The organism is Fusibacter sp. (assembly GCF_057447755.1).
This window is the reverse complement of record NZ_JBVBZF010000001.1, coordinates 279,418-297,091: the sequence shown is the minus strand read 5'-3', so window position 1 is coordinate 297,091 and position 17,674 is coordinate 279,418. Positions and strand designations below refer to the sequence as shown.

29 protein-coding genes, 1 tRNA gene and 1 pseudogene are annotated in these 17,674 nt (G+C 35.6%); 2 read left to right on the top strand and 29 right to left on the bottom strand.

The window, feature by feature from the left end; all coding sequences use genetic code 11:
- Positions 1-2 precede the first annotated feature (2 nt).
- From AC220I_RS02460 to AC220I_RS02445, 4 genes are read right to left on the bottom strand one after another with little or no spacing between them, the layout of a single operon-like run.
- Positions 3-467 (bottom strand): hypothetical protein, encoded by a 465-nt coding sequence (locus AC220I_RS02460; protein WP_486722224.1) that lies wholly within the window; start codon positions 465-467, stop codon positions 3-5.
- Complete coding sequence (locus AC220I_RS02455; RefSeq protein ID WP_486722223.1) at positions 464-979, bottom strand: hypothetical protein; 516 nt, start codon at positions 977-979, stop codon at positions 464-466. The genes AC220I_RS02460 and AC220I_RS02455 overlap by 4 nt, the downstream gene beginning before the upstream one ends.
- 52 nt (positions 980-1,031) lie before the next feature.
- Positions 1,032-1,400, bottom strand: a complete 369-nt coding sequence (locus tag AC220I_RS02450; protein WP_486722222.1) for a hypothetical protein — start codon at positions 1,398-1,400, stop codon at positions 1,032-1,034.
- Positions 1,393-1,596, bottom strand: a complete 204-nt coding sequence (locus AC220I_RS02445; protein ID WP_486722221.1) for a hypothetical protein — start codon at positions 1,594-1,596, stop codon at positions 1,393-1,395. The genes AC220I_RS02450 and AC220I_RS02445 overlap by 8 nt, the downstream gene beginning before the upstream one ends.
- A 43-nt stretch (positions 1,597-1,639) precedes the next feature.
- Here AC220I_RS02445 and AC220I_RS02440 point away from each other — a divergent pair, with 43 nt between their 5' ends.
- On the top strand, positions 1,640-1,990 hold the full coding sequence (locus AC220I_RS02440) for a hypothetical protein (RefSeq protein WP_486722220.1): 351 nt from the start codon (positions 1,640-1,642) through the stop codon (positions 1,988-1,990).
- An 8-nt stretch (positions 1,991-1,998) separates the two neighbouring features.
- Here AC220I_RS02440 and AC220I_RS02435 read toward each other — a convergent pair whose 3' ends face one another.
- The 25 genes and pseudogenes from AC220I_RS02435 to AC220I_RS02315 all read right to left on the bottom strand — a co-directional run bounded on the left by AC220I_RS02435 (position 1,999) and on the right by AC220I_RS02315 (position 17,430).
- Positions 1,999-2,784 (bottom strand): PhoH family protein, encoded by a 786-nt coding sequence (locus AC220I_RS02435; RefSeq protein ID WP_486722219.1) that lies wholly within the window; start codon positions 2,782-2,784, stop codon positions 1,999-2,001.
- A gap of 257 nt (positions 2,785-3,041) precedes the next feature.
- On the bottom strand, positions 3,042-4,637 hold the full coding sequence (locus tag AC220I_RS02430; protein ID WP_486722218.1) for a SpoVR family protein: 1,596 nt from the start codon (positions 4,635-4,637) through the stop codon (positions 3,042-3,044).
- A 1-nt stretch (position 4,638) separates the two neighbouring features.
- Positions 4,639-5,934, bottom strand: a complete 1,296-nt coding sequence (locus AC220I_RS02425; RefSeq protein WP_486722217.1) for a YeaH/YhbH family protein — start codon at positions 5,932-5,934, stop codon at positions 4,639-4,641.
- 142 nt (positions 5,935-6,076) lie between these two features.
- On the bottom strand, positions 6,077-8,032 hold the full coding sequence (locus AC220I_RS02420; protein ID WP_486722216.1) for a PrkA family serine protein kinase: 1,956 nt from the start codon (positions 8,030-8,032) through the stop codon (positions 6,077-6,079).
- 83 nt (positions 8,033-8,115) lie between these two features.
- The gene (gene dut, locus AC220I_RS02415) at positions 8,116-8,724 is read right to left on the bottom strand and encodes a dUTP diphosphatase (RefSeq protein WP_486722215.1); all 609 of its coding nucleotides are present in this window, start codon (positions 8,722-8,724) and stop codon (positions 8,116-8,118) included.
- A 1-nt stretch (position 8,725) separates the two neighbouring features.
- Positions 8,726-8,926 (bottom strand): hypothetical protein, encoded by a 201-nt coding sequence (locus AC220I_RS02410; RefSeq protein ID WP_486722214.1) that lies wholly within the window; start codon positions 8,924-8,926, stop codon positions 8,726-8,728.
- Positions 8,919-9,449 carry a peptide deformylase gene (gene def, locus AC220I_RS02405; protein ID WP_486722213.1) on the bottom strand — a complete coding sequence of 177 codons (531 nt, stop codon included), beginning with the start codon at positions 9,447-9,449 and terminating at the stop codon, positions 8,919-8,921. The genes AC220I_RS02410 and def overlap by 8 nt, the downstream gene beginning before the upstream one ends.
- Before the next feature lie 183 nt (positions 9,450-9,632).
- Entirely contained in the window at positions 9,633-10,232 is a 600-nt protein-coding gene (locus AC220I_RS02400) for an HNH endonuclease (RefSeq protein ID WP_486722212.1), read from the bottom strand.
- Entirely contained in the window at positions 10,198-10,569 is a 372-nt protein-coding gene (locus AC220I_RS02395; RefSeq protein WP_486722300.1) for a peptidyl-tRNA hydrolase, read from the bottom strand. Before AC220I_RS02395 ends, AC220I_RS02400 begins: the two co-directional genes overlap by 35 nt.
- A gap of 8 nt (positions 10,570-10,577) precedes the next feature.
- The gene (locus AC220I_RS02390; protein WP_486722211.1) at positions 10,578-10,943 is read right to left on the bottom strand and encodes a hypothetical protein; all 366 of its coding nucleotides are present in this window, start codon (positions 10,941-10,943) and stop codon (positions 10,578-10,580) included.
- 123 nt (positions 10,944-11,066) lie between these two features.
- Positions 11,067-11,309, bottom strand: coding sequence for a hypothetical protein (locus tag AC220I_RS02385; protein ID WP_486722210.1), 243 nt, complete (start codon positions 11,307-11,309; stop codon positions 11,067-11,069).
- Positions 11,310-11,318: 9 nt separating this feature from the next.
- On the bottom strand, positions 11,319-12,116 hold the full coding sequence (locus AC220I_RS02380; RefSeq protein ID WP_486722209.1) for a hypothetical protein: 798 nt from the start codon (positions 12,114-12,116) through the stop codon (positions 11,319-11,321).
- 144 nt (positions 12,117-12,260) lie between these two features.
- Positions 12,261-12,473 (bottom strand): hypothetical protein, encoded by a 213-nt coding sequence (locus AC220I_RS02375; RefSeq protein WP_486722208.1) that lies wholly within the window; start codon positions 12,471-12,473, stop codon positions 12,261-12,263.
- A complete protein-coding gene (locus tag AC220I_RS02370; RefSeq protein WP_486722207.1) occupies positions 12,473-12,844 on the bottom strand; it encodes a hypothetical protein in 372 nt (123 codons plus the stop codon). Before AC220I_RS02370 ends, AC220I_RS02375 begins: the two co-directional genes overlap by 1 nt.
- Before the next feature lie 34 nt (positions 12,845-12,878).
- A complete protein-coding gene (locus tag AC220I_RS02365; protein ID WP_486722206.1) occupies positions 12,879-13,151 on the bottom strand; it encodes a hypothetical protein in 273 nt (90 codons plus the stop codon).
- A 17-nt stretch (positions 13,152-13,168) separates the two neighbouring features.
- Positions 13,169-13,330, bottom strand: a complete 162-nt coding sequence (locus AC220I_RS02360) for a hypothetical protein (protein ID WP_486722205.1) — start codon at positions 13,328-13,330, stop codon at positions 13,169-13,171.
- 279 nt (positions 13,331-13,609) lie between these two features.
- Positions 13,610-13,852 (bottom strand): hypothetical protein, encoded by a 243-nt coding sequence (locus AC220I_RS02355; protein ID WP_486722204.1) that lies wholly within the window; start codon positions 13,850-13,852, stop codon positions 13,610-13,612.
- Positions 13,853-14,191: 339 nt separating this feature from the next.
- A tRNA-Leu gene (locus AC220I_RS02350) sits at positions 14,192-14,266 on the bottom strand.
- A 504-nt stretch (positions 14,267-14,770) separates the two neighbouring features.
- Positions 14,771-15,457: a hypothetical protein gene (locus AC220I_RS02345; protein WP_486722203.1), complete on the bottom strand. Its 687-nt coding sequence runs from the start codon at positions 15,455-15,457 to the stop codon at positions 14,771-14,773.
- Positions 15,458-15,465: 8 nt separating this feature from the next.
- Positions 15,466-15,873: a peptide chain release factor-like protein gene (locus AC220I_RS02340; RefSeq protein ID WP_486722299.1), complete on the bottom strand. Its 408-nt coding sequence runs from the start codon at positions 15,871-15,873 to the stop codon at positions 15,466-15,468.
- A 30-nt stretch (positions 15,874-15,903) separates the two neighbouring features.
- Positions 15,904-16,260 (bottom strand): annotated as a pseudogene (locus tag AC220I_RS02335) (PCRF domain-containing protein); the annotation flags it as partial.
- Complete coding sequence (locus tag AC220I_RS02330) at positions 16,226-16,402, bottom strand: hypothetical protein (RefSeq protein WP_486722202.1); 177 nt, start codon at positions 16,400-16,402, stop codon at positions 16,226-16,228. The pseudogene AC220I_RS02335 and the gene AC220I_RS02330, both read right to left, overlap by 35 nt.
- A complete protein-coding gene (locus tag AC220I_RS02325; protein WP_486722201.1) occupies positions 16,386-16,865 on the bottom strand; it encodes an AAA family ATPase in 480 nt (159 codons plus the stop codon). The genes AC220I_RS02330 and AC220I_RS02325 overlap by 17 nt, the downstream gene beginning before the upstream one ends.
- On the bottom strand, positions 16,862-17,197 hold the full coding sequence (locus AC220I_RS02320; protein ID WP_486722200.1) for a hypothetical protein: 336 nt from the start codon (positions 17,195-17,197) through the stop codon (positions 16,862-16,864). Before AC220I_RS02320 ends, AC220I_RS02325 begins: the two co-directional genes overlap by 4 nt.
- Positions 17,185-17,430 (bottom strand): hypothetical protein, encoded by a 246-nt coding sequence (locus AC220I_RS02315; protein ID WP_486722199.1) that lies wholly within the window; start codon positions 17,428-17,430, stop codon positions 17,185-17,187. The genes AC220I_RS02320 and AC220I_RS02315 overlap by 13 nt, the downstream gene beginning before the upstream one ends.
- Positions 17,431-17,503: 73 nt before the next feature.
- Between AC220I_RS02315 and AC220I_RS02310 the strand changes: the two genes are divergently transcribed.
- Positions 17,504-17,674: a hypothetical protein gene (locus AC220I_RS02310; RefSeq protein WP_486722198.1), complete on the top strand. Its 171-nt coding sequence runs from the start codon at positions 17,504-17,506 to the stop codon at positions 17,672-17,674.

Here is a 17,674-nt window from a genome sequence, read left to right as displayed (position 1 = left end):
TATCACCTAGTGTAGTTTTGTCCATCCCAATTACCTTGTAAATTCTCATCACTATATTCAACCCGAACAGAATTTCTACAATTATGCCCAGGTTCGTTAACTTTACGCCAAACAAACTTATTGGCTATTTCTGCACCTGTTTCATCATTAATAAATGATTGTACAGATTCTATACAACATTGACCACCATCACCATGATAATAAACATTAATAAACATTGGCTTTTCGCGAATACGTTCAACATTGTTGATGAGGTGTAATGATCGTTTCTCAATAATTTTGATTGGCAAGTTATGTTCTTGCATCTTACCAATCCTGCGAGACATAGCATAAGGAGTGTCATCAAAATTCTCATCAAGCATTTTAACTTCCACATTAAGAGATAAACCTCTTAATGCTTTTTCAATTATCTTAATAATAGTCGATTTGCCAACAGCAGCATCACCTGATACAGTTATCTTAATCATTTTGCTAACCCATACTTGCTCATTTCATCGATAAAGTCTTTTTCCCATTCTGTAAGGTCTTGGTATTTACCATACACACAAACATCTCCATATCGACCACCATACATAAGAAACCATCCTTTATCACCATATGCCCAATCCGCACGATTCTCTCGTTTTTCTTGAGCAGTTTCATAAATTCGTTCAGGTAATATGATTCCAATAGAAGTTAGAGCACCATCAAGTGCATCCTTACCTTCATTAAAGAAAGCCCAAGGGTATGGATTTTCAGGTACGTTGAAAAAATTATTCATCAATTCACGAATGCTTTCTGTATATCCACCATTTAAACAAATAACGGTTTCGTGATTGGTTGCCCAATCATATATTTGACGTAACATTGGATTATCAATCCAAGCACAATCGTCATTCATCTCCATATATTTGGTGAATAAACGACTTGTAACATGTAAAGGTTGAATACCTTGCTGTATTGAACTTAAGTACATGTTTGTAAAATAATATGCACGCATATTTTTCTCCTAATTATTCAAGAGAAATTATACTATAAAAGAAGAGGGTAAACTACAGTTCAGTTAAATGAGGTCGTTTAGAATGTCTTGGGTGTTCATATTGCATTACAATTGGCCAACCTGATAAACTCGACCAACTCAAATAACCCATAAAAAGAGTATACCAAACATTGAGAGCAATCATGACATCCATAACTAATGCAACTAGATCAGGTAAGCCAAAAAGAATTACAGTACCTGCAATTCCCCCAATAATTGATAACCATAAAGCTGCATGGTCTGAAGATCTTGTTTCATACCCACAGCTTTTAATTTTACGAATGATTTGAAACATGCCTAATGCAGATATTGCACTCCATGCAATTAAGATACTAGTCCAATAACAAAAAATGGTTGGTAAATATGGTATAATACTATTCATGATAGTGTAGATTCTCCAGATCTTTTACACGTTTTTCAAGCTGTTCAACTCGCAAATTGTGAGCTTGTATAAATGCTGGAGTTATAATGTTTTCTCTAGCCACAATACCAATTATTACACCTACAACAACTACAATGGATAAAACAAGTACCCAAAAATTTCTGCAAGCTTCTTTGATAGAGACACGTGTATTCATGTAAATTATTTATGGGTAAAAGGGTTTTTGAATAAATATTCATATGCATAGACACGACAATGACAACGATACACGCGTCCGAGTACCTGCAACTTTCTCGTTAAAAGACGTACTTACAGCAATAGCCCTTGTTGCAACGGTTGCTGTTGCGTGGGGGTTAGGTAGTGCTCGTTTATCCTTTATAGAGCGTGACCAAGTGGCATTAAAGCAGCTTGTTGAACGTCACGTTATGGAAGATAAAACAATCGCTTTGCAACACGAAAAGAAACTTCGTGAATTAGAGAAATTATTTACACACCGAGAAATTGAAGAAATTCAACACATTAATAAACTAAAACAACAAATTCGTGAATTAGAATTTAAGTTGGAAAAGTTTGAAGCCAAGAAAAAGTAAGGGGTATTTTAATATACCCCTAACTCCTCACAAGTTTCAATCCATTCTTTGACCAAACCACTACGAACAATATCGTGTGTTGTAAAACGGATATGTGCAAAACTGTGCATAGCTTCTGTGACTTTTAAAAATTGATCCATTCCTGTTTGATCACTTAAGCGACGATTCAAATCTGTTTGAACTAAATCACCCGTAAAGATTAAACGAGAGTTATTCCCAATACGTGTCATAATAGAATTGATTTCATGCCATGTCATATTTTGACCTTCATCAACAATTACAATTGCGTTATCCCAAGTTAACCCACGAACGAATGATGTGGTCATAAATTCAATAAGACCAGCTTCTTTCATGTCATCATATGTGGTTGGACGGTGAAAAAGTTCACAAAGTACATCACGATAAGGATTTTCATAATGCATTTGCTTTTCTTCAAGTGTGCCTGGTAGGAACCCTTGTTCACGGGTTGGCACAGCAGATCGAACTATTACTATTCTATCTTTTTGATCTCGTTTGTCGAGAATATCCATCATGGCTAGATAAAGAGCCAAAAATGTTTTACCTGTTCCTGCAGATCCATATACAGCTAATTGATTTCCCTGAAAATATGTATGAAACATATCTTCTTGTTTTGCGGTCATGGGCTTGACATTTGTCTTAATGTCATGCCGCGTCCATTTTTTCTTTTTTGCTCCTTCGCTCATGGCTCTCCCATTATTTTTTATAACTTCGTTTAAAAACTCAACGTCTCGTTGTAAATTCCTTTTTGTTGTACTGCCTTTCTTTTTGGACATGATATTCACCCTTCGTAGGAAAGTTAAATCTAATAAACGCAATTAGAAGTGAATTGTTGTAGACATATCACGTCTCCTCTGTAAATTGTAGCTGTTTATTGGATGTCCAGAGCATGGACAAATACAATACCGAATTGGTAATTTGGACAGGAAATTGTAGGTGTATATTAGTTATATTGTATACTCGCATAAAGCGGTCTAAATCCTTGTTTTTCTGAATTAATAAAGAGAAAATCCATTTTCTCTTTATTTATGGGTCAATCGTCAAAATGTTCCAATAAGCATTTATCTTCAGTTGCTTTGTAGACTGTTTTGACTTGATCATTTATATCGACCGATTCGAGGATAATATCATGTTCCCACAATCGACGTATGTGCTTTAATGTTTCATGTGTGCTATCCAACTCAAGTGGACGTCTATTGTGTTGATAATGTCTTAGTGTTAGTGAACGATCACCTCTACGATTTACATTGTAAATCTGAATGTTAGGTAAATTTTCATTAACATTATATTGCTCAGCTAATATATCACGAATCATTTCATACCCTTGACGATTGTGAATAGCTGTAATTTCTAATTCCGTATCTTCATCATCATCTATAAAAGAAAATAGTTTAAAGTCACGTATTACTTTTGGTGATAAGAATTGTTGAACAAAACTTTCATCTTTAAAAGATGCAGCAGCCCACTTAACAATTTTAACCCAATCACCAGACCCAACCCACTCTTGACCTCTAAACCATTCACGATCTTCTTCAGTGGGATTCATAACAATACGTTTAATATCCATATACATTGCAAACCCAAGAGCATAAACATTGATACCACTATAATATGGACTATCATAACTTGGTTGAGCGGTAACACCAGTATGCGATTCATAGAATTCTAACATATAACCATCAGGAATTTTTCCTTGGGCATGTAATTCATGAACTAACTGATAATGCCAAAAAGTTGCACAACCTTCATTCATTAACTTAGTTTGCATTTGAGGATAGAAGTATTGAGAAATCTTTCTAACAATACGTAATATTTCACGTTTCCATGTTGGCATGTGTGGTGCATGTTTTTCTATGAAGTATAAAATATTTTCTTCTGGTGAAGGTGGAAAACGTCTTTCTTCTTCCACATCGTCACGATTGTTTGAAGTTGGTACAGTTCTCCACAAGTCATTCAGTGACTGTTGAATATAGGCTGCACGTTCTTCCTGTCTTGCTTTTTCTTCAGCCATTGATAAAGGTGCAGGTCTTTTATATCGATCAACACCATACATTTGAAGAGCATGACAAGAATCAAGAACTTCTTCTACTTCTCTTGGACCATATTTTTCTTCACAATCCATAATGTATTTCTTAGCAAATACTAAGTAATCAATTATGGAATCTGCATCAGTCCATTGCTTAAATAAGTAGTTTGTTTTAAAGAATGTATTATGACCAAAACATGCATGAGCCATAACAAGTATTTGCATAAGCATTGTATTATCTTCCATTAAGTATGCTATGCAAGGATTGCTATTAATAACTACTTCATAAGCTAACCCCATACGACCTCGTTTGTAATGTTCCATGTTAGAAACAAACGACTTACCGAATGACCAGTGATTGTACATAACAGGCATTGCAACTGAACTATATGCATCTAACATTTGTTCACTTGAAATGATTTCTAATTGGTTTGGATAAAAATCTATTCCAAACTTATTAATTGCAATATCTTCAATTGCTGAATAGTATTCTTCCAATAACTCTTCAGACCATGATGCACTTTCAGAAATATATCCAGTCTTTTTCTTTTTTCTTCGAGTGTATTTGCGCTTTTTCTTGGGCGCTGTGGCGTTTGCGGTCATATTAACCTCTCTCTTTTGAAAATAAACCTCTGAACACTGGATAGATATCAGAAGCATCAGTTATTTTTGCAATATCAAAGTTTCGATGTTGAGAAGCGATTGCTTCATAATGAGGCCAAAGATCACCTTGATCTCGATTACTAACTTCAACATATGCAAAGTATTGGCAAATTTTGAGTATCTTGTTTACACACTCAACTGCAGTTTTTGTGTCATTATCCCAGTTATCACCATCAGAAGCTTGACAAACATATACATTCCAAGCATCGGTCGGATAACGTTCTTTTTGAATATCCATTAAAAGTTGAAGAGCTGGTGAAACTAACGTACCACCCGTTTCTCTTCCACGAAAGAATTCTTCTTCATCAACTTCTTTTGCTGAAGTGTGATGACGAATGAACACAACATCTATTTTCTCATAATTACGGTGTAAAAACAAGTACAACAACATAAAGAAACGTTTAGACATTTCCTTGTGCCATTCTTGCATAGACCCTGATACATCCATTACACAAAACATAACTGCTTGTGTCGTAGGTACAGGATACTTGACAGTATTATGGTAACGTAAATCAATTTCATCAACAAATGGAATATTTTTTAATTTACGTTCAAGAACTTCAATTTCTTTTTTGATCTCTTTAATGCGGTCACGCTCAATTGTAGTTTGATCTTCAGTCTTACCAATACAGAATGCTTCAAGTTGTGCTAGTTCTTCTAACAACTTCTTGAGTTTTCGTTTCTTAGGATTTCGTAAAGCAATTTTACGAGCCGAAGCATTTTTCATTGAACGAACTAAATGTAAGCGTCCAGGATCACCATCCGTAACAAATCCAGCTCGTTTCCATTTGTACTCTTCAGTTGTGGCTATATTCTTTTCTTCCATATCAGGAAGTTCTAGATCTTCAAAGAAATACTGAAGAAATTCTTCGCGAGTGATAGTGAATTCGAAATCGTCTTCACCTTCACCTTTATCAGAAGCACCTTGACCAGCACCTCCACCCCCACCACTAGGTGGTCTTGGAACACGGTCACCAGGAATAAATTCTTTGTTACCAGGTAGTACACGTTTAGTTACACCACCATGATCGTGTCGAAAATTTGGTTCGTTGATATCTTTTGTTGGGACGTTAACCTTCTCTTTTCTATCTTTAACAATATCAGTTATGTTCCCATCTTGAATGGCTTTTTTAACAGTTTCTTTTGTTCTTCCTTTAACACGATCTAAGAATTTCTGTCGGTTTGTAGCCGACTTGTTCTTAGTCGTTTTTGTTCTGTCTATGATAATATGTGGCATTAAGTTTCTCCGTTAATTTTAACTATCAATATGGTAAAAAGAGGGTAGTAATCTGATCCATCAGAAACTTGAGGTTACGCCACCGACCAAAAGCTGTCCTACCACTCTGAGGAATAGTCACGATCATCGCGACTTAGAACGCTTAGCTCGATTTGCTGTAACGCATATACCACTCAACTAACAAGCGAACTTGTTTTGGGGTATAACCTTTCTTAACCATACGATCAACAAACTCGTTATGTTTCTTCTCTTCATCTTTGGATTTTTTAGATCCAAAGCTAATTACAGGAAGTAACTCTTCGGTTTGTGTAAACATCTTCTTCTCGATGACGTTTGCAAGTTTAGTATAACTGTTCCATGCAGGTGACTTACCTTCATTGTTAGCACGTTCACGTAGAACAAAGTTAACAACTTCGTTACGAAAATCTTTTGGATTTCCAATACCAGCAGCCTTTTCGATCTTTTCTAACTCAGCATTTAGAGTTTCACGATCGTAAATTTCACCTGTATCTGGATCACGATGATCTTCATCACGAATCCAAGAATCAGCATATGCTATGTAACGGTCGAATAAGTTTTGACCATATTCGGAATATGATTCCAAATAGGCTTTTTGTAATTCTTCACCAATGAACTCTGCGTATTTAGGAGCCAAAATTCCTTTGATGAAGGTTAAGTAGTTTTCTTCAACTTCACTACCAAACTGTTCATTGATGATAGTCTTTTCCAAAATATACATCAAATGTACTGGGTTAGCAGCAAGTTCATTTGGATCATAGTTGAAGACCTTTGATAAAATCTTATATGCAAAACGAGTAGACTGACCACTCATACCTTCATTAACACCAGCATTTTCACGGTATTCAGAAAGAGATTTTGCTTTTGGATCTACATCTTTCAAATCTTCACCATTATAGACTTTCATCTTAGAGTAGAGATTTGAATTTTCAGGTTTGAATAATCGTGATAGCACAGAGAACTGAGCCATCATACGTAATGTACCTGGAGCAATTGGTGCATCAATCAATGAACTATTACGAAGAAGTTTTTCATAGATGTGCTCTTCTTCCTCATAACGTAAGCAATATGGAACCTTAACAAGATTAACACGATCCAAGAAAGCTTCGTTAGTCTTGTTATTGCGAAATTGTTCCCATTCAGATTCATTACTATGAGCTAAGATAATGCCCTGGAAAGGAATCGCACCGAAACCTTGTGTTCCATTGTAGTGACCTTCTTGTGTTGCAGTTAACAAAGGATGCAACATTTTGATTGGGGCTTTAAACATTTCCACAAATTCCAAAATACCTTGACTAGTGAGGTTTAACCCACCACTGTAGCTATAAGCATCAGGATCATCTTGAGAAAAGTCTTCTAACTTACGAATGTCGACTTTACCAACCAACGATGAAATATCTTGGTTATTTTCATCACCAGGTTCAGTTTTGGTAATTGCAATTTGCTTCAAAATTGAAGGCCATAGTTTAACAACTCGAAATTGGTCTACATCCCCACCCAATTCTTCCAGTCGTTTAACAGCCCAAGGTGAAGCGATACCTTGCAAATAACGTGCAGAGATACCATATTCTTCTTCAACAACAGGACCATCTTCAACAGCATCGAGCAAGTTTAAAGGTGATTCAAAAATTGGGGAAATTTCTTCTTCGCCAGTTTCTTTGTTGATGGCTTTAATTGTATAGATAGGGAATTTTTGCATTAACTCTTTTAATCGTTCTGCTAATGATGATTTACCACCACCAACAGGTCCCAAAAGATATAAAATTTGTTTGCGTTCTTCCAACCCTTGGGCAGCATGTTGAAAGTGAGCAACGATGTTTTCGATCGATTCTTCACAACCGTAAAACTCTTTGAATGCTGGATAAACTTTAATAGTTTTATTTAGAAAGATTCGAGACATTCTGGGATCTTTCGAAGTGTCAACCAATACAGGCTCACCAATAGCAGCAAGCATTCTTTCTGCTGAAGATGCATAAGCCATATGGTCGGTTTTGCAAAGGTCTAAATATTCATCTAGGGACATTTCCTCTTTAGCGTGAGTTTTGAAACGTTCCTTGAAACGATTACTTACAATTGACATTGTGTGGCTACTCCTCTTAAATGTAAAGTATTTCCTTTAATTGAAAACTAGCATCCTTTTCTAGTCTATTTGTTACCATAAATTCAATCTTGTTTTGGATCAACGGTTACTGCAGACTTTTCTGTTCTCATTTCGTGATGTCGGTCTACTGGGAATTGTTCAGCTTTATCTTCCTCAAGTTCAAAAGCAATCATGTCACCATCACATGTTTCAAAATGAACTACGCTTGGTTCAACACTAACACCTGTGTGACCAAACCCACCTTCACCTCTTTCTGTTTCAACAAATTCATCAACAACTTCAAGTTCTATTTGTTGAACAGGAACAACAATCATCTGTGCAATACGGTCACCAGGATGAATTGTTTGGGCTCTAATACCTCTATTCCATAAAGATACGAATAGTTGACCTTGATAATCAGAATCAATAATACCAGTTAAATTTCCCAACACCAAACCATGTTTATGACCAAGCCCAGAACGAGGTACTAACATTGCCATATAGTTTGGATCTTCTATATGAATTGAAATACCAGTTGGAACTAATAATACATCATCTCTCACAAGTTGAATGTCTTCATCTATACATGCACGCAAATCAATACCTGCTGAACCATCAGTAGCATGTTCAGGTATAGGAAATTCATTACCAATACGTGGATCTAAAATTTTCATTTGTACTTTACGTTTCATTTTAACCTCTATTTGCTTTACGTGCTTGTTTTTGAATTTTACGTTTGTGAATACGTTTTGCTTTTGGTATACGTTTCTTAGTTAAACGTAACTTTCCTCTACGAATACCACTTTGCATTAACATACGCAACAGTTCTGGATCCATTGGGGCTTGTTGAGCTTCTTCTTGAAGATTTTCTTCTGTCTTTTCAATATCATCCATTGTTCATCTCCTGCTGTTTTTCATACTGACTTTTCAGTTTTATTCTATCTAAGATACCAACCTTATCAAGAATTGTTTTACCAATTAAATGATCAAGTTCATGTTGAATAATAATTGACATGACACCTGTAGCCTGAATTTCAAAGTCAGATCCATCAAGTTTATGAGCTTTAATAACAATTGCAGGTGATCGTTTAATCATTGTAAAAATACCAGGAACCGAAAGACAACCTTCATCCATCTGTAGTGCTTTTTTACCTACAAATTGTGTAATGGTAGGGTTGATAAGATAAAGGGGCTCTTCAATAATTCCCTCAATTGCTCTAATAACAATTAACTGAAGATGTCTACCAACTTGTACAGCTGATAGTCCAACAGCATCTGGATGTGCTTCAATCGTTTCAAGCATATCAGCAGCAAGTATTCGAACTTCTTCCATTTCATTCTCATTATCAATATCAATCAAACGAGATTTAGCAGAAAGATTTTTGTTTGGGTAAGTAATGATGTCTAAGACGGACATTATCTACTCCTTATTATAGTTTATAGCTATTTTAAGGATACAAAATAAATTGGGAAAAGAAAAGGTTTATAACGAAATTAAATAGTCTATTCGAAGAGATAACTCATCAATCTCTAAAGGATTAATTTCTGTATTTGTATCTATATGACGCATAATATAAGATAGGGCCCGAAGGCCCTATTGTTATAAGAAACGACTGTTCTTGTTCTTGATTTGAGATTTCAAGAACTCCATTTGATCAGTCAGTACTCTACGGTTTTGTAGTAACAAGTATTCACTACGACAAGGTGTGTAAGGAACATATAATAATTCCATTCCACACTGATCTAGTAAGTAATCACTCTTACGACGATTACAAGGACCACATGAGGTTACACAATTTGTCCAAGAATCCTTACCACCCTTACTTTGAGGAATAATATGATCCTTTGTCAACTTGGAGGTAGGAAATTCTTGACCACAATAAGCACAAATATTTTGGTCACGACGAAACATTGCATTACCATTGAATGCCACATCTCTGTGTCCTTGTTTAGCTTGTACTTTACCTCGAATTGCAATAATCGAGTTAAATGTTAGTGAAGATTGTTCACCTGTCAAACTTGAAGTACCACCATAAACAGTTACAGTATGTTCAGGCATAGCCCAAGCTACTGCTCCTTTTGCAGTGTAATAGCAAGCATCTTGATACGTGATCCAGCGAAATGGCTGACCAGCGATATCAAGTGCTAGAATTCTAGGAATTTCTTCAAGCGAAATGTGCTGGTTGTTTAAGATTGCCATTGCCATTTTCCTCCTCGGTTATTTGAGTATTTATACCCTTCCATAGTTTTAGACGTTTCAAAATTGATGGTTTTTCATACATAGGTTCAGTAGATAATGCACTGTACCCCATATTCCACCAAGGTTCATGAAATAGTTCAAAACTTATACTATTATCTCTCAGTTTCGATGCTAACTTCAACAATTCCTCCTCATTGGTTATTTGACACAATACAAGGTGACATGTTTCGTTAGGACGATCAAAACTAAATCCACTTTCAAGAGCAGAATGACAAGCTTGAACAATCTGATGTTCAAGCTTGATATCTGTCCTTACAACGACGTAAACGTAAGGAATCTAAGACATTATGCAGCCTCCTTATTAGCTTCAATACGTTGTTTGTACACTTCACATACCTGTAGAAGCGTTTCAGCTGTAATGGTTCCACCAAATGGTGCCATGGCACTTGTGATATAATCTTTATATTGACGCTCCAAAGCACGCATAAACCAATCTACAATATCATAATATCTATGAGGATTTTGTCCTGGATAGAGTTTACGTTTTGCAGTTACTGGTGAAAAACCGTGAAATGGGTCTCGACCACGAAGAATATTGTAAATTACATGATGGTGAGCTCGAATTAGACCTTTTGCATTTACATGCTCAGCCCACATTTTACGAAAGTATAGATAATGATCTTTTGATTTGAAAAATTCTTTAGCGTTCATTTTAAGTCTCCTAATAGTTAAATGTTAAAAGTTGCTAAATGGGTAAATTTAACAAACTATTAAGGGGGACTTCTGTTAGAAACCTATGTCATGGGTTATCTCCTCTTTTGGTAAGTTTATTTATTAAATTATAAAGTTGGTTTTATCATTAAAACAAAAACCATTTGGAAGGCAATTTTTATCACCTTCCATTTGATCTTTAAATTTTTTCAATCTTTCTTGAAGTTGTTCTTCAGCAGTTAATTCTACACTTGCACAATTAAAACTACAACAACAGCCTGCATAAGGTACTCCAGGATGTTCTTTGTGAAAATCACAAGTAGTTTGAGTGATAACAGTTTTAATTGGTGTGTACGGAATTTTCATTACTGCTCCTTATTTGTTCAAGAAATCAAAGTGATTTGCTTTTGGTGCAACTGTACCACTATTTACTGAATCAGAAAACATATTTTCGCGTTTGTTACACATGTCAAACTCTTTGTCATTGCAAATTACTTTAAGTTTCGTAGAGTTCTCTGCAACAACTTCTTCATAGGCTTCAGATCGTTGTTTCAACTCACCAATATCTTTTTCGTGAGACATAACAACTTCTTGTGTTCCCTTTAAGTTTTCGTGTACTTGTTTGACAGCAACTACGGTTTCATCCATATTTGCATCAACCTTATCATTTAATCGATTAATATCGATGTTTGCTTTATTTGCTACCTTCTCTACTTCTTCCACACGTTCAGATAGTCTCATCTTACCATCACTTGTTGCAGCCCGTTGAAGAGCAATTCCAAGTTTTTCGAGATCAACTGCTTGACAGTTGTTACAATCAATATATTGCATAGTTAAACGTGCTTCGTTTTTCTCAATTCGATCACCACGAATTTTCAATACCATTCCCAATGTAATGTTGGATTGCTGACCACAAGCTTTATCATTAGCAGGACGAGCAGTTGTTCGAAGATTACAGGGATCTCCATTCCAAGAACCTTGTGTGATTACATAAAATTTTTCAGGAAGAACATTCTCCTGTCCAATATAATGGAGTGTTACTCGATCTCCAACACTTGTTACCATAAAAGGATAAAGGTTGTCATCTTCACAACCTGTTAAACTGAACACTAGGAAAATTATTAGTAATATGGTGGGAAAAACATTTATACTGAAATATTTAAAACAGTTCATTTCTCTCTTCTCTCTTTAGGGTTATAAAATAAGTGTCCGTAGTAGGAATCGAACCCACAACGCAGAGGACTAGAATCTCCCGTTCTACCATTGAACTATACGGACATAACAGATATTATCTGTAATTTAAGGTTGGAGGACAACCTATTTTTTGGATTGTTTTTTAATTTGTTCCTTAAGAATTTTCAACCAAATTTTTTCTTCTTTGGAAGCTTCACCTTGTTGAATTTTCTCTTGAATTTGAACGACTTGAGATTCAAGAACCTTCATATTTGCTTTTTGTTGAGGTGGTGGTGCTTCTTCTGCACAGGAAACACTAAACCATAAACTAAAAATAATGAATATTAAGAATCGCATTACTCTTCTCTCTTTAATTCCTTCAAACTTTCAATACGTCTTTTATAATGATTTACTAATATTACATCAAAATCACTTCCGTGTCCAGATGTAACTCGAAATTCGATTTCCATCAAATCATCTTCATATTTCATAATAGCAACGTCAATAGCTTCACTACGTAACATATGGACATCTGATTTGGTTGCTACAAATTCCAAAAATCCATACACCATACTTGCAAGGGTTGCAATAAAGGTAAGTACAGCAGTTGCAGTTTTGAAAGGATTCAATTTTGCTTTTTGCCAGAAGGTCATTGGAGGATCATCTTGTCGACGATGAGGGTGACTTCTGGATTGCAATTTACGTCGTTCAGGTCCATTGTGTGACATACATTTCTCCAAAAAATGTATTTATTTGAATGACCTATAATTCCCAGGTAAGTTTATGTAAGCGAGTTTGTTTTGGGGTTGGATTTGTGATGTACTTATAAGCAAAATCGTAGATTTCGATAGCTTGTGAGGCATAGGCTGGATCAGCATTAAGTTTTAGTCCATCAAGTAAAGTTCCTGTAATTTGTAATCCGCCATTTGTGGTGTGATGGAGCGAAAATCTTGAATTACACTCATTACAATGATAGCAATTTACTCTACCCATAAACACATAACCGTGATCTGCTTGACAAGTTGGACATTTCATAGAATATGGAAATGCCATTAAGAAAGAACAGCTTCAACATCTTGAAGATGTTGGACAGTAGTACTTTGTGCACCACCTACTACACCATCAACATTCTTACATGCTTTACGAAAAGTATACTCAATCTTGTCTGATTGGGTCATTCCTTTCTCTAGTTCGTCACGGTAAGTCGTTGGCATTACACGTTTTTTGAACTCATGTACTGATTTATTTTGTGATGACATAGGCTACCTTTTATGAAGATTATTTAATATTTATATTAATTCCAACCTTTTACAAGTGAAACTTTATCACAAATTGCTCCATGTTGACAAGCGTTATTCCATTCCATCCCAAATTTCGTTTCGTACATCGAAATACAGGTATCTTTATTTGGGCTAAAGGTTGTGAATAGAGGACCAAATCGTTTATCGATTATAATCCAACCCACAACCAATGCTTTGGTTTTACGGGGTTTTTTAGAATTCATATTTGTATTGAAGCAAAAAATCTCTGTTGCTGTGAATGTTTACTTTGAAAGTATGGTGATGCACCGTCCACTTCAATGTTGGAAGTTGGGTCTGTAAAACTTTCAGTTTTTGATATAAATGATCTTGTGTAATATCAGGATTATCTTGGATTTTTTTATTCAAATCCTCAACATCATTTGCATAGGTGACAAATGGAAACATTAACAAGATTGCGAAAAATAGCGTTTTCATAGGTTTATTTATGGTTAATAGGCTGAGATTACACCATTAGTACTTGTACCTTCGATACATTATCCCAATAAGTTGCGACACTCTGGGTTCTTATCTTATCCACTTTTCCGAGAAAAGTCTACAAGCATGACTGCCTTTTTTAAGGTGCGGCGATTCACCTATCATAATATGCTATTCAAGTTTCCGTCTACCGTCTACCTTGCGAGCAGTAAAGGCTTGCGAGCCACCGTGCGACTTTCACTTAAGATTTTCCACCTTGCGAGTTTCCAATCTCCTTATTCACCGAAGTGTAAGGAATTAAGCCATTTTCACATATTACTGAGTACGACTTTGCGTTTTTTAAAAAGGTTGGAATCGAACCAACTACTTTCTGCTTTTGAGGCAGACACTCTACCAAATGAGTTACTTTAGTTACCTATCTCGACGAGCGTACTCAATGCTTCATAGACTTTTGGTCTACAAAATACACTCCGCCGAAATACCTTTCTTCTGCCGAATACTCAGTAATTCTTCAAGATTCTGGGGTTCGAAAACCTCAGCGCCTTTGGAATTGAATTACAGCTCTTGATTGCGAGTCTCGAACCAATAATTCTACCTTTTATACTACCTATTCGTTAGCTGGTTTAATGTAGAGGTCAGCACCACCTGTTACTCTTCTTCGACTTGTGTTCCCAACGAAGTTGGCACTTAAGTCAAAGCTCTTTCCTACATAACTAACTTCATAGTTATTTCCACCGCATTTATAAGTGAAAACTCCCTCACGGGAGGTATTAGGCTTGTTTGGATGTCCAACCGAAGTTGGCGACAGCTATAATAGGATCACTGCCCTTTCACATTCTTGCGAATGCTTATGTGTCCCAAACGACAAAACTATTATACGGATCTATATATGATAGTCAACGAATTTTTTAATAAAAATTAAGGTAATAGAGGATCAACAAAAACCAATTGTGGACCACCCGCAGAAATTCGGGCCATTGCGTTACCTGCATGCATATCAGCATGATGTTCATCGAATAGAGGTTTTAGCAAAGTTAATGCTTGACGTAGTTTTCCATTAGGTGAACGAGACATTAACATATCTCGACCTTTATGATAGTCTAGTAATGAATACAATTCATCAAATTGACGAGCTGTTGAAAAAGTGTCAAAATTCATTGCTGCTACTTCACTAATTGCAGAATTATGATCTGTTGCAAGGACTTTGTACACATCTAAAAAACCATCATTAATCAATTTGTGCAATAATGCTTCCTGAATTTTTGGTTTTTCAATATCAACCAGTCTTTCCATCTCTGTGATTAACCATTCCTTCCCACGTCTTTGTTCATCATTTTCTACAGGTTCTTGAACTTTCTTAGCAGTATAAAACTTTGGGAAAAATGGATTGTCTTGATGTTCTAAACACAATTGAACAAACTCAACATATGTGTGTTCACGAAACGTATCTAATCTTGTTCTTTTGACAACAGTATTACGTTTAGGGTGGGCATAAGCTGTGCTTTGAATACCCCTTCCTAAACGATTTTCATCATCAGGCCAACGAACATTACGCTTTAATTTGCGTGAATTTTTTGGCATATCAAGAATTTCATACAATTTCATAAAATTATTTATGAAATATTCCAGAATACGTCCATGTTGCCTCGTAATACTTTCTTCAATGAAATCTTAGTGTTAGATTGGTGGTCAATAATTTGATCCTTTTGAAAACAATAGGTTCGAATTTTGTCACCTCTCATACCAGACCCCACTTGTTCCTTACGAAGTGCACCAACTGTTAAACCTAGTTCATTTGCCTTCATTTCCTCTAGTTTTAACAGTAGTGCAGCTTTCGCTTCACGTAGATTAGTCTCACGCTTACGCCCTTGACGTGCTTCCATAAGCCCAGTTGGAATGTGATACATTCGACAACTATTTTGGTGCTTATTTCTGTGTTGACCTCCTTTACCAGTTCCAGAAAACCACTCTATACGAAAATCATTTTCAGATAGGCGATCGTAAAGAGGATTGGTTTCCACTTGGTCATCAATTACAGCTACAGTAACGGTTGAAGTATGCACACGACCTCTACGTTCGGTCGGTGGGATCCTCTGGATGCGATGCCCACCCGTTTCTGAGTTAAGTACGTTTAAATTGTTGCCTTGGATTTGAAGAGATAGAAATCCAGAACGGACTTCTATACGTTTAGACTTTCAGCCTAACTTGAGGAATGTTCGTTCGTAAATTTCTGCTAAGTCGTTAACAAACAACTTTGCATCTTCTCCACCTTCGGCAGATCGTATTTCAAGTGTCTTTTGCATTTTACTTTCTCCTTTGGTTAATAAAATTGAACTAATATCTTCCAGCCATAACGAAGGAAGATCAACATATTTATACAGATTCGTCTTGCATTCGAAAATTATCAATGTCAAAATCAAACATTTCCTTTACAGCATTATCAGCACGTATTTTTGCATAGTAACTATCTTCACCAGCTCGAATCGCTGCAATATATACCTGTTGCCAAAAAGCAATTGGACTTAATGTGTGATCACCGTTTTGCATCATTTTCATATCTCACTATATAAGTACTAGGATTTGCTCGAACTTCTTGTTCCAATTCATCCAACCCCAGTTCAGCATCTTTTAGTAATGCTGTTTCGAAATCTTGATCATCCTTAATATCTTTTCGTGATAAAAATCTTCGTTTCAATTCTTCTTTGGAAACATCTAACCAAACTAATGCTACATTAGTTTGACCAAAGCAATCAACTATGGCTTGAACAATTGATAATTGTCTAATTCCATCAATAATCACATTTCCTTCGACTTCATTGATTTGTTTGATTATTTCTTCAGCAATTTCTTGATCAAGATGTTTTGTTGTTCCTAATTGTGAACGTGTATCAAATTGACTAAGTTGTTTCACAATAGAAGAAGTAATAATATGTGTACGTAGAGAAAACTGTTTACAAAAATGTCCTTTGCCTGAACAAATTTTTCCAAACACTAAAACTATTCTTTCATTCACTTATCTTCTCCAACACACAACCAAAATACTTTTCGTCCAATTTTGAAGTGTGTAAATTCTAAATCTTCTAACTTTCTCCACAAGTCCTTTTCGTTTGGATCAACAATTTTCTTACTTGTAGATCTGTCCTTATTTAATCTTCGAATTTGGCTTGTAGATTCAAATAGACCTACTTTTACTAGTAAATTGGGAAGAAAGACATCACCATCTTCATTTCTAAGTTCATCAAAATTAAAACGAACAGTTTCCTCTTCAGAAAGGATGTCAAGTTCTTCCTCTGAACATACTGGAGTTCCAATTATGATGTTATCTGGTGTCATTATACTTCCCATTTTAAATTGTGTAATCTCATCATTTTTGGAGTTGGATTAACTGACTTGATCATCATTGGTGATACTGGAATAAGAAATTCCACAACTTCAGGACTTTTCTTAATCAAGTCAGCTAAACAATATTCTGTTGGATTTCTCATTACAAATCCATGAGATAAAGCAATGTGATAACACTCAGCAATTTCCACAGTACTTAGATTCAGTACAAGGAATTCAAATAAAGAACGTTGCATTTTTTCCCACTCCAAATAAATCTCATTATCTTACAAAGGGTCACAAAAGTCAACGGTTATCATAAATAATAACATGAAAGACATTCTTGTAAAAATTATCGAAAAGGTTGGTGACTTTTGGATCATGTTAGTTAACAAACTAACAGATTTCAAGACATTGGTTGTACTTGCATTCATTGCAGGGGTATTGAATATAGATCAAATTCATGCACTGATGAAGTCTTTCAGTGTCTTATGTAAGTAA

Excerpts from the sequence above, each read along its gene's own strand:
- AC220I_RS02460 (WP_486722224.1), bottom strand. The coding sequence starts at position 467 with ATGATTAAGATAACTGTATCAGGTGATGCTGCTGTTGGCAAATCGACT.
- AC220I_RS02455 (WP_486722223.1), bottom strand. The coding sequence starts at position 979 with ATGCGTGCATATTATTTTACAAACATGTACTTAAGTTCAATACAGCAA.
- AC220I_RS02450 (WP_486722222.1), bottom strand. The coding sequence starts at position 1,400 with ATGAATAGTATTATACCATATTTACCAACCATTTTTTGTTATTGGACT.
- AC220I_RS02445 (WP_486722221.1), bottom strand. The coding sequence starts at position 1,596 with ATGAATACACGTGTCTCTATCAAAGAAGCTTGCAGAAATTTTTGGGTA.
- AC220I_RS02440 (WP_486722220.1), top strand. The coding sequence starts at position 1,640 with ATGCATAGACACGACAATGACAACGATACACGCGTCCGAGTACCTGCA.
- AC220I_RS02435 (WP_486722219.1), bottom strand. The coding sequence starts at position 2,784 with ATGTCCAAAAAGAAAGGCAGTACAACAAAAAGGAATTTACAACGAGAC.
- AC220I_RS02430 (WP_486722218.1), bottom strand. The coding sequence starts at position 4,637 with ATGACCGCAAACGCCACAGCGCCCAAGAAAAAGCGCAAATACACTCGA.
- AC220I_RS02425 (WP_486722217.1), bottom strand. The coding sequence starts at position 5,934 with ATGCCACATATTATCATAGACAGAACAAAAACGACTAAGAACAAGTCG.
- AC220I_RS02420 (WP_486722216.1), bottom strand. The coding sequence starts at position 8,032 with ATGTCAATTGTAAGTAATCGTTTCAAGGAACGTTTCAAAACTCACGCT.
- dut (WP_486722215.1), bottom strand. The coding sequence starts at position 8,724 with ATGAAACGTAAAGTACAAATGAAAATTTTAGATCCACGTATTGGTAAT.
- AC220I_RS02410 (WP_486722214.1), bottom strand. The coding sequence starts at position 8,926 with ATGGATGATATTGAAAAGACAGAAGAAAATCTTCAAGAAGAAGCTCAA.
- def (WP_486722213.1), bottom strand. The coding sequence starts at position 9,449 with ATGTCCGTCTTAGACATCATTACTTACCCAAACAAAAATCTTTCTGCT.
- AC220I_RS02400 (WP_486722212.1), bottom strand. The coding sequence starts at position 10,232 with ATGGCAATCTTAAACAACCAGCACATTTCGCTTGAAGAAATTCCTAGA.
- AC220I_RS02390 (WP_486722211.1), bottom strand. The coding sequence starts at position 10,943 with ATGAACGCTAAAGAATTTTTCAAATCAAAAGATCATTATCTATACTTT.
- AC220I_RS02385 (WP_486722210.1), bottom strand. The coding sequence starts at position 11,309 with ATGAAAATTCCGTACACACCAATTAAAACTGTTATCACTCAAACTACT.
- AC220I_RS02380 (WP_486722209.1), bottom strand. The coding sequence starts at position 12,116 with ATGAACTGTTTTAAATATTTCAGTATAAATGTTTTTCCCACCATATTA.
- AC220I_RS02375 (WP_486722208.1), bottom strand. The coding sequence starts at position 12,473 with ATGCGATTCTTAATATTCATTATTTTTAGTTTATGGTTTAGTGTTTCC.
- AC220I_RS02370 (WP_486722207.1), bottom strand. The coding sequence starts at position 12,844 with ATGTCACACAATGGACCTGAACGACGTAAATTGCAATCCAGAAGTCAC.
- AC220I_RS02365 (WP_486722206.1), bottom strand. The coding sequence starts at position 13,151 with ATGAAATGTCCAACTTGTCAAGCAGATCACGGTTATGTGTTTATGGGT.
- AC220I_RS02360 (WP_486722205.1), bottom strand. The coding sequence starts at position 13,330 with ATGCCAACGACTTACCGTGACGAACTAGAGAAAGGAATGACCCAATCA.
- AC220I_RS02355 (WP_486722204.1), bottom strand. The coding sequence starts at position 13,852 with ATGAAAACGCTATTTTTCGCAATCTTGTTAATGTTTCCATTTGTCACC.
- AC220I_RS02345 (WP_486722203.1), bottom strand. The coding sequence starts at position 15,457 with ATGAAATTGTATGAAATTCTTGATATGCCAAAAAATTCACGCAAATTA.
- AC220I_RS02330 (WP_486722202.1), bottom strand. The coding sequence starts at position 16,402 with ATGATGCAAAACGGTGATCACACATTAAGTCCAATTGCTTTTTGGCAA.
- AC220I_RS02320 (WP_486722200.1), bottom strand. The coding sequence starts at position 17,197 with ATGGGAAGTATAATGACACCAGATAACATCATAATTGGAACTCCAGTA.
- AC220I_RS02315 (WP_486722199.1), bottom strand. The coding sequence starts at position 17,430 with ATGCAACGTTCTTTATTTGAATTCCTTGTACTGAATCTAAGTACTGTG.
- AC220I_RS02310 (WP_486722198.1), top strand. The coding sequence starts at position 17,504 with ATGAAAGACATTCTTGTAAAAATTATCGAAAAGGTTGGTGACTTTTGG.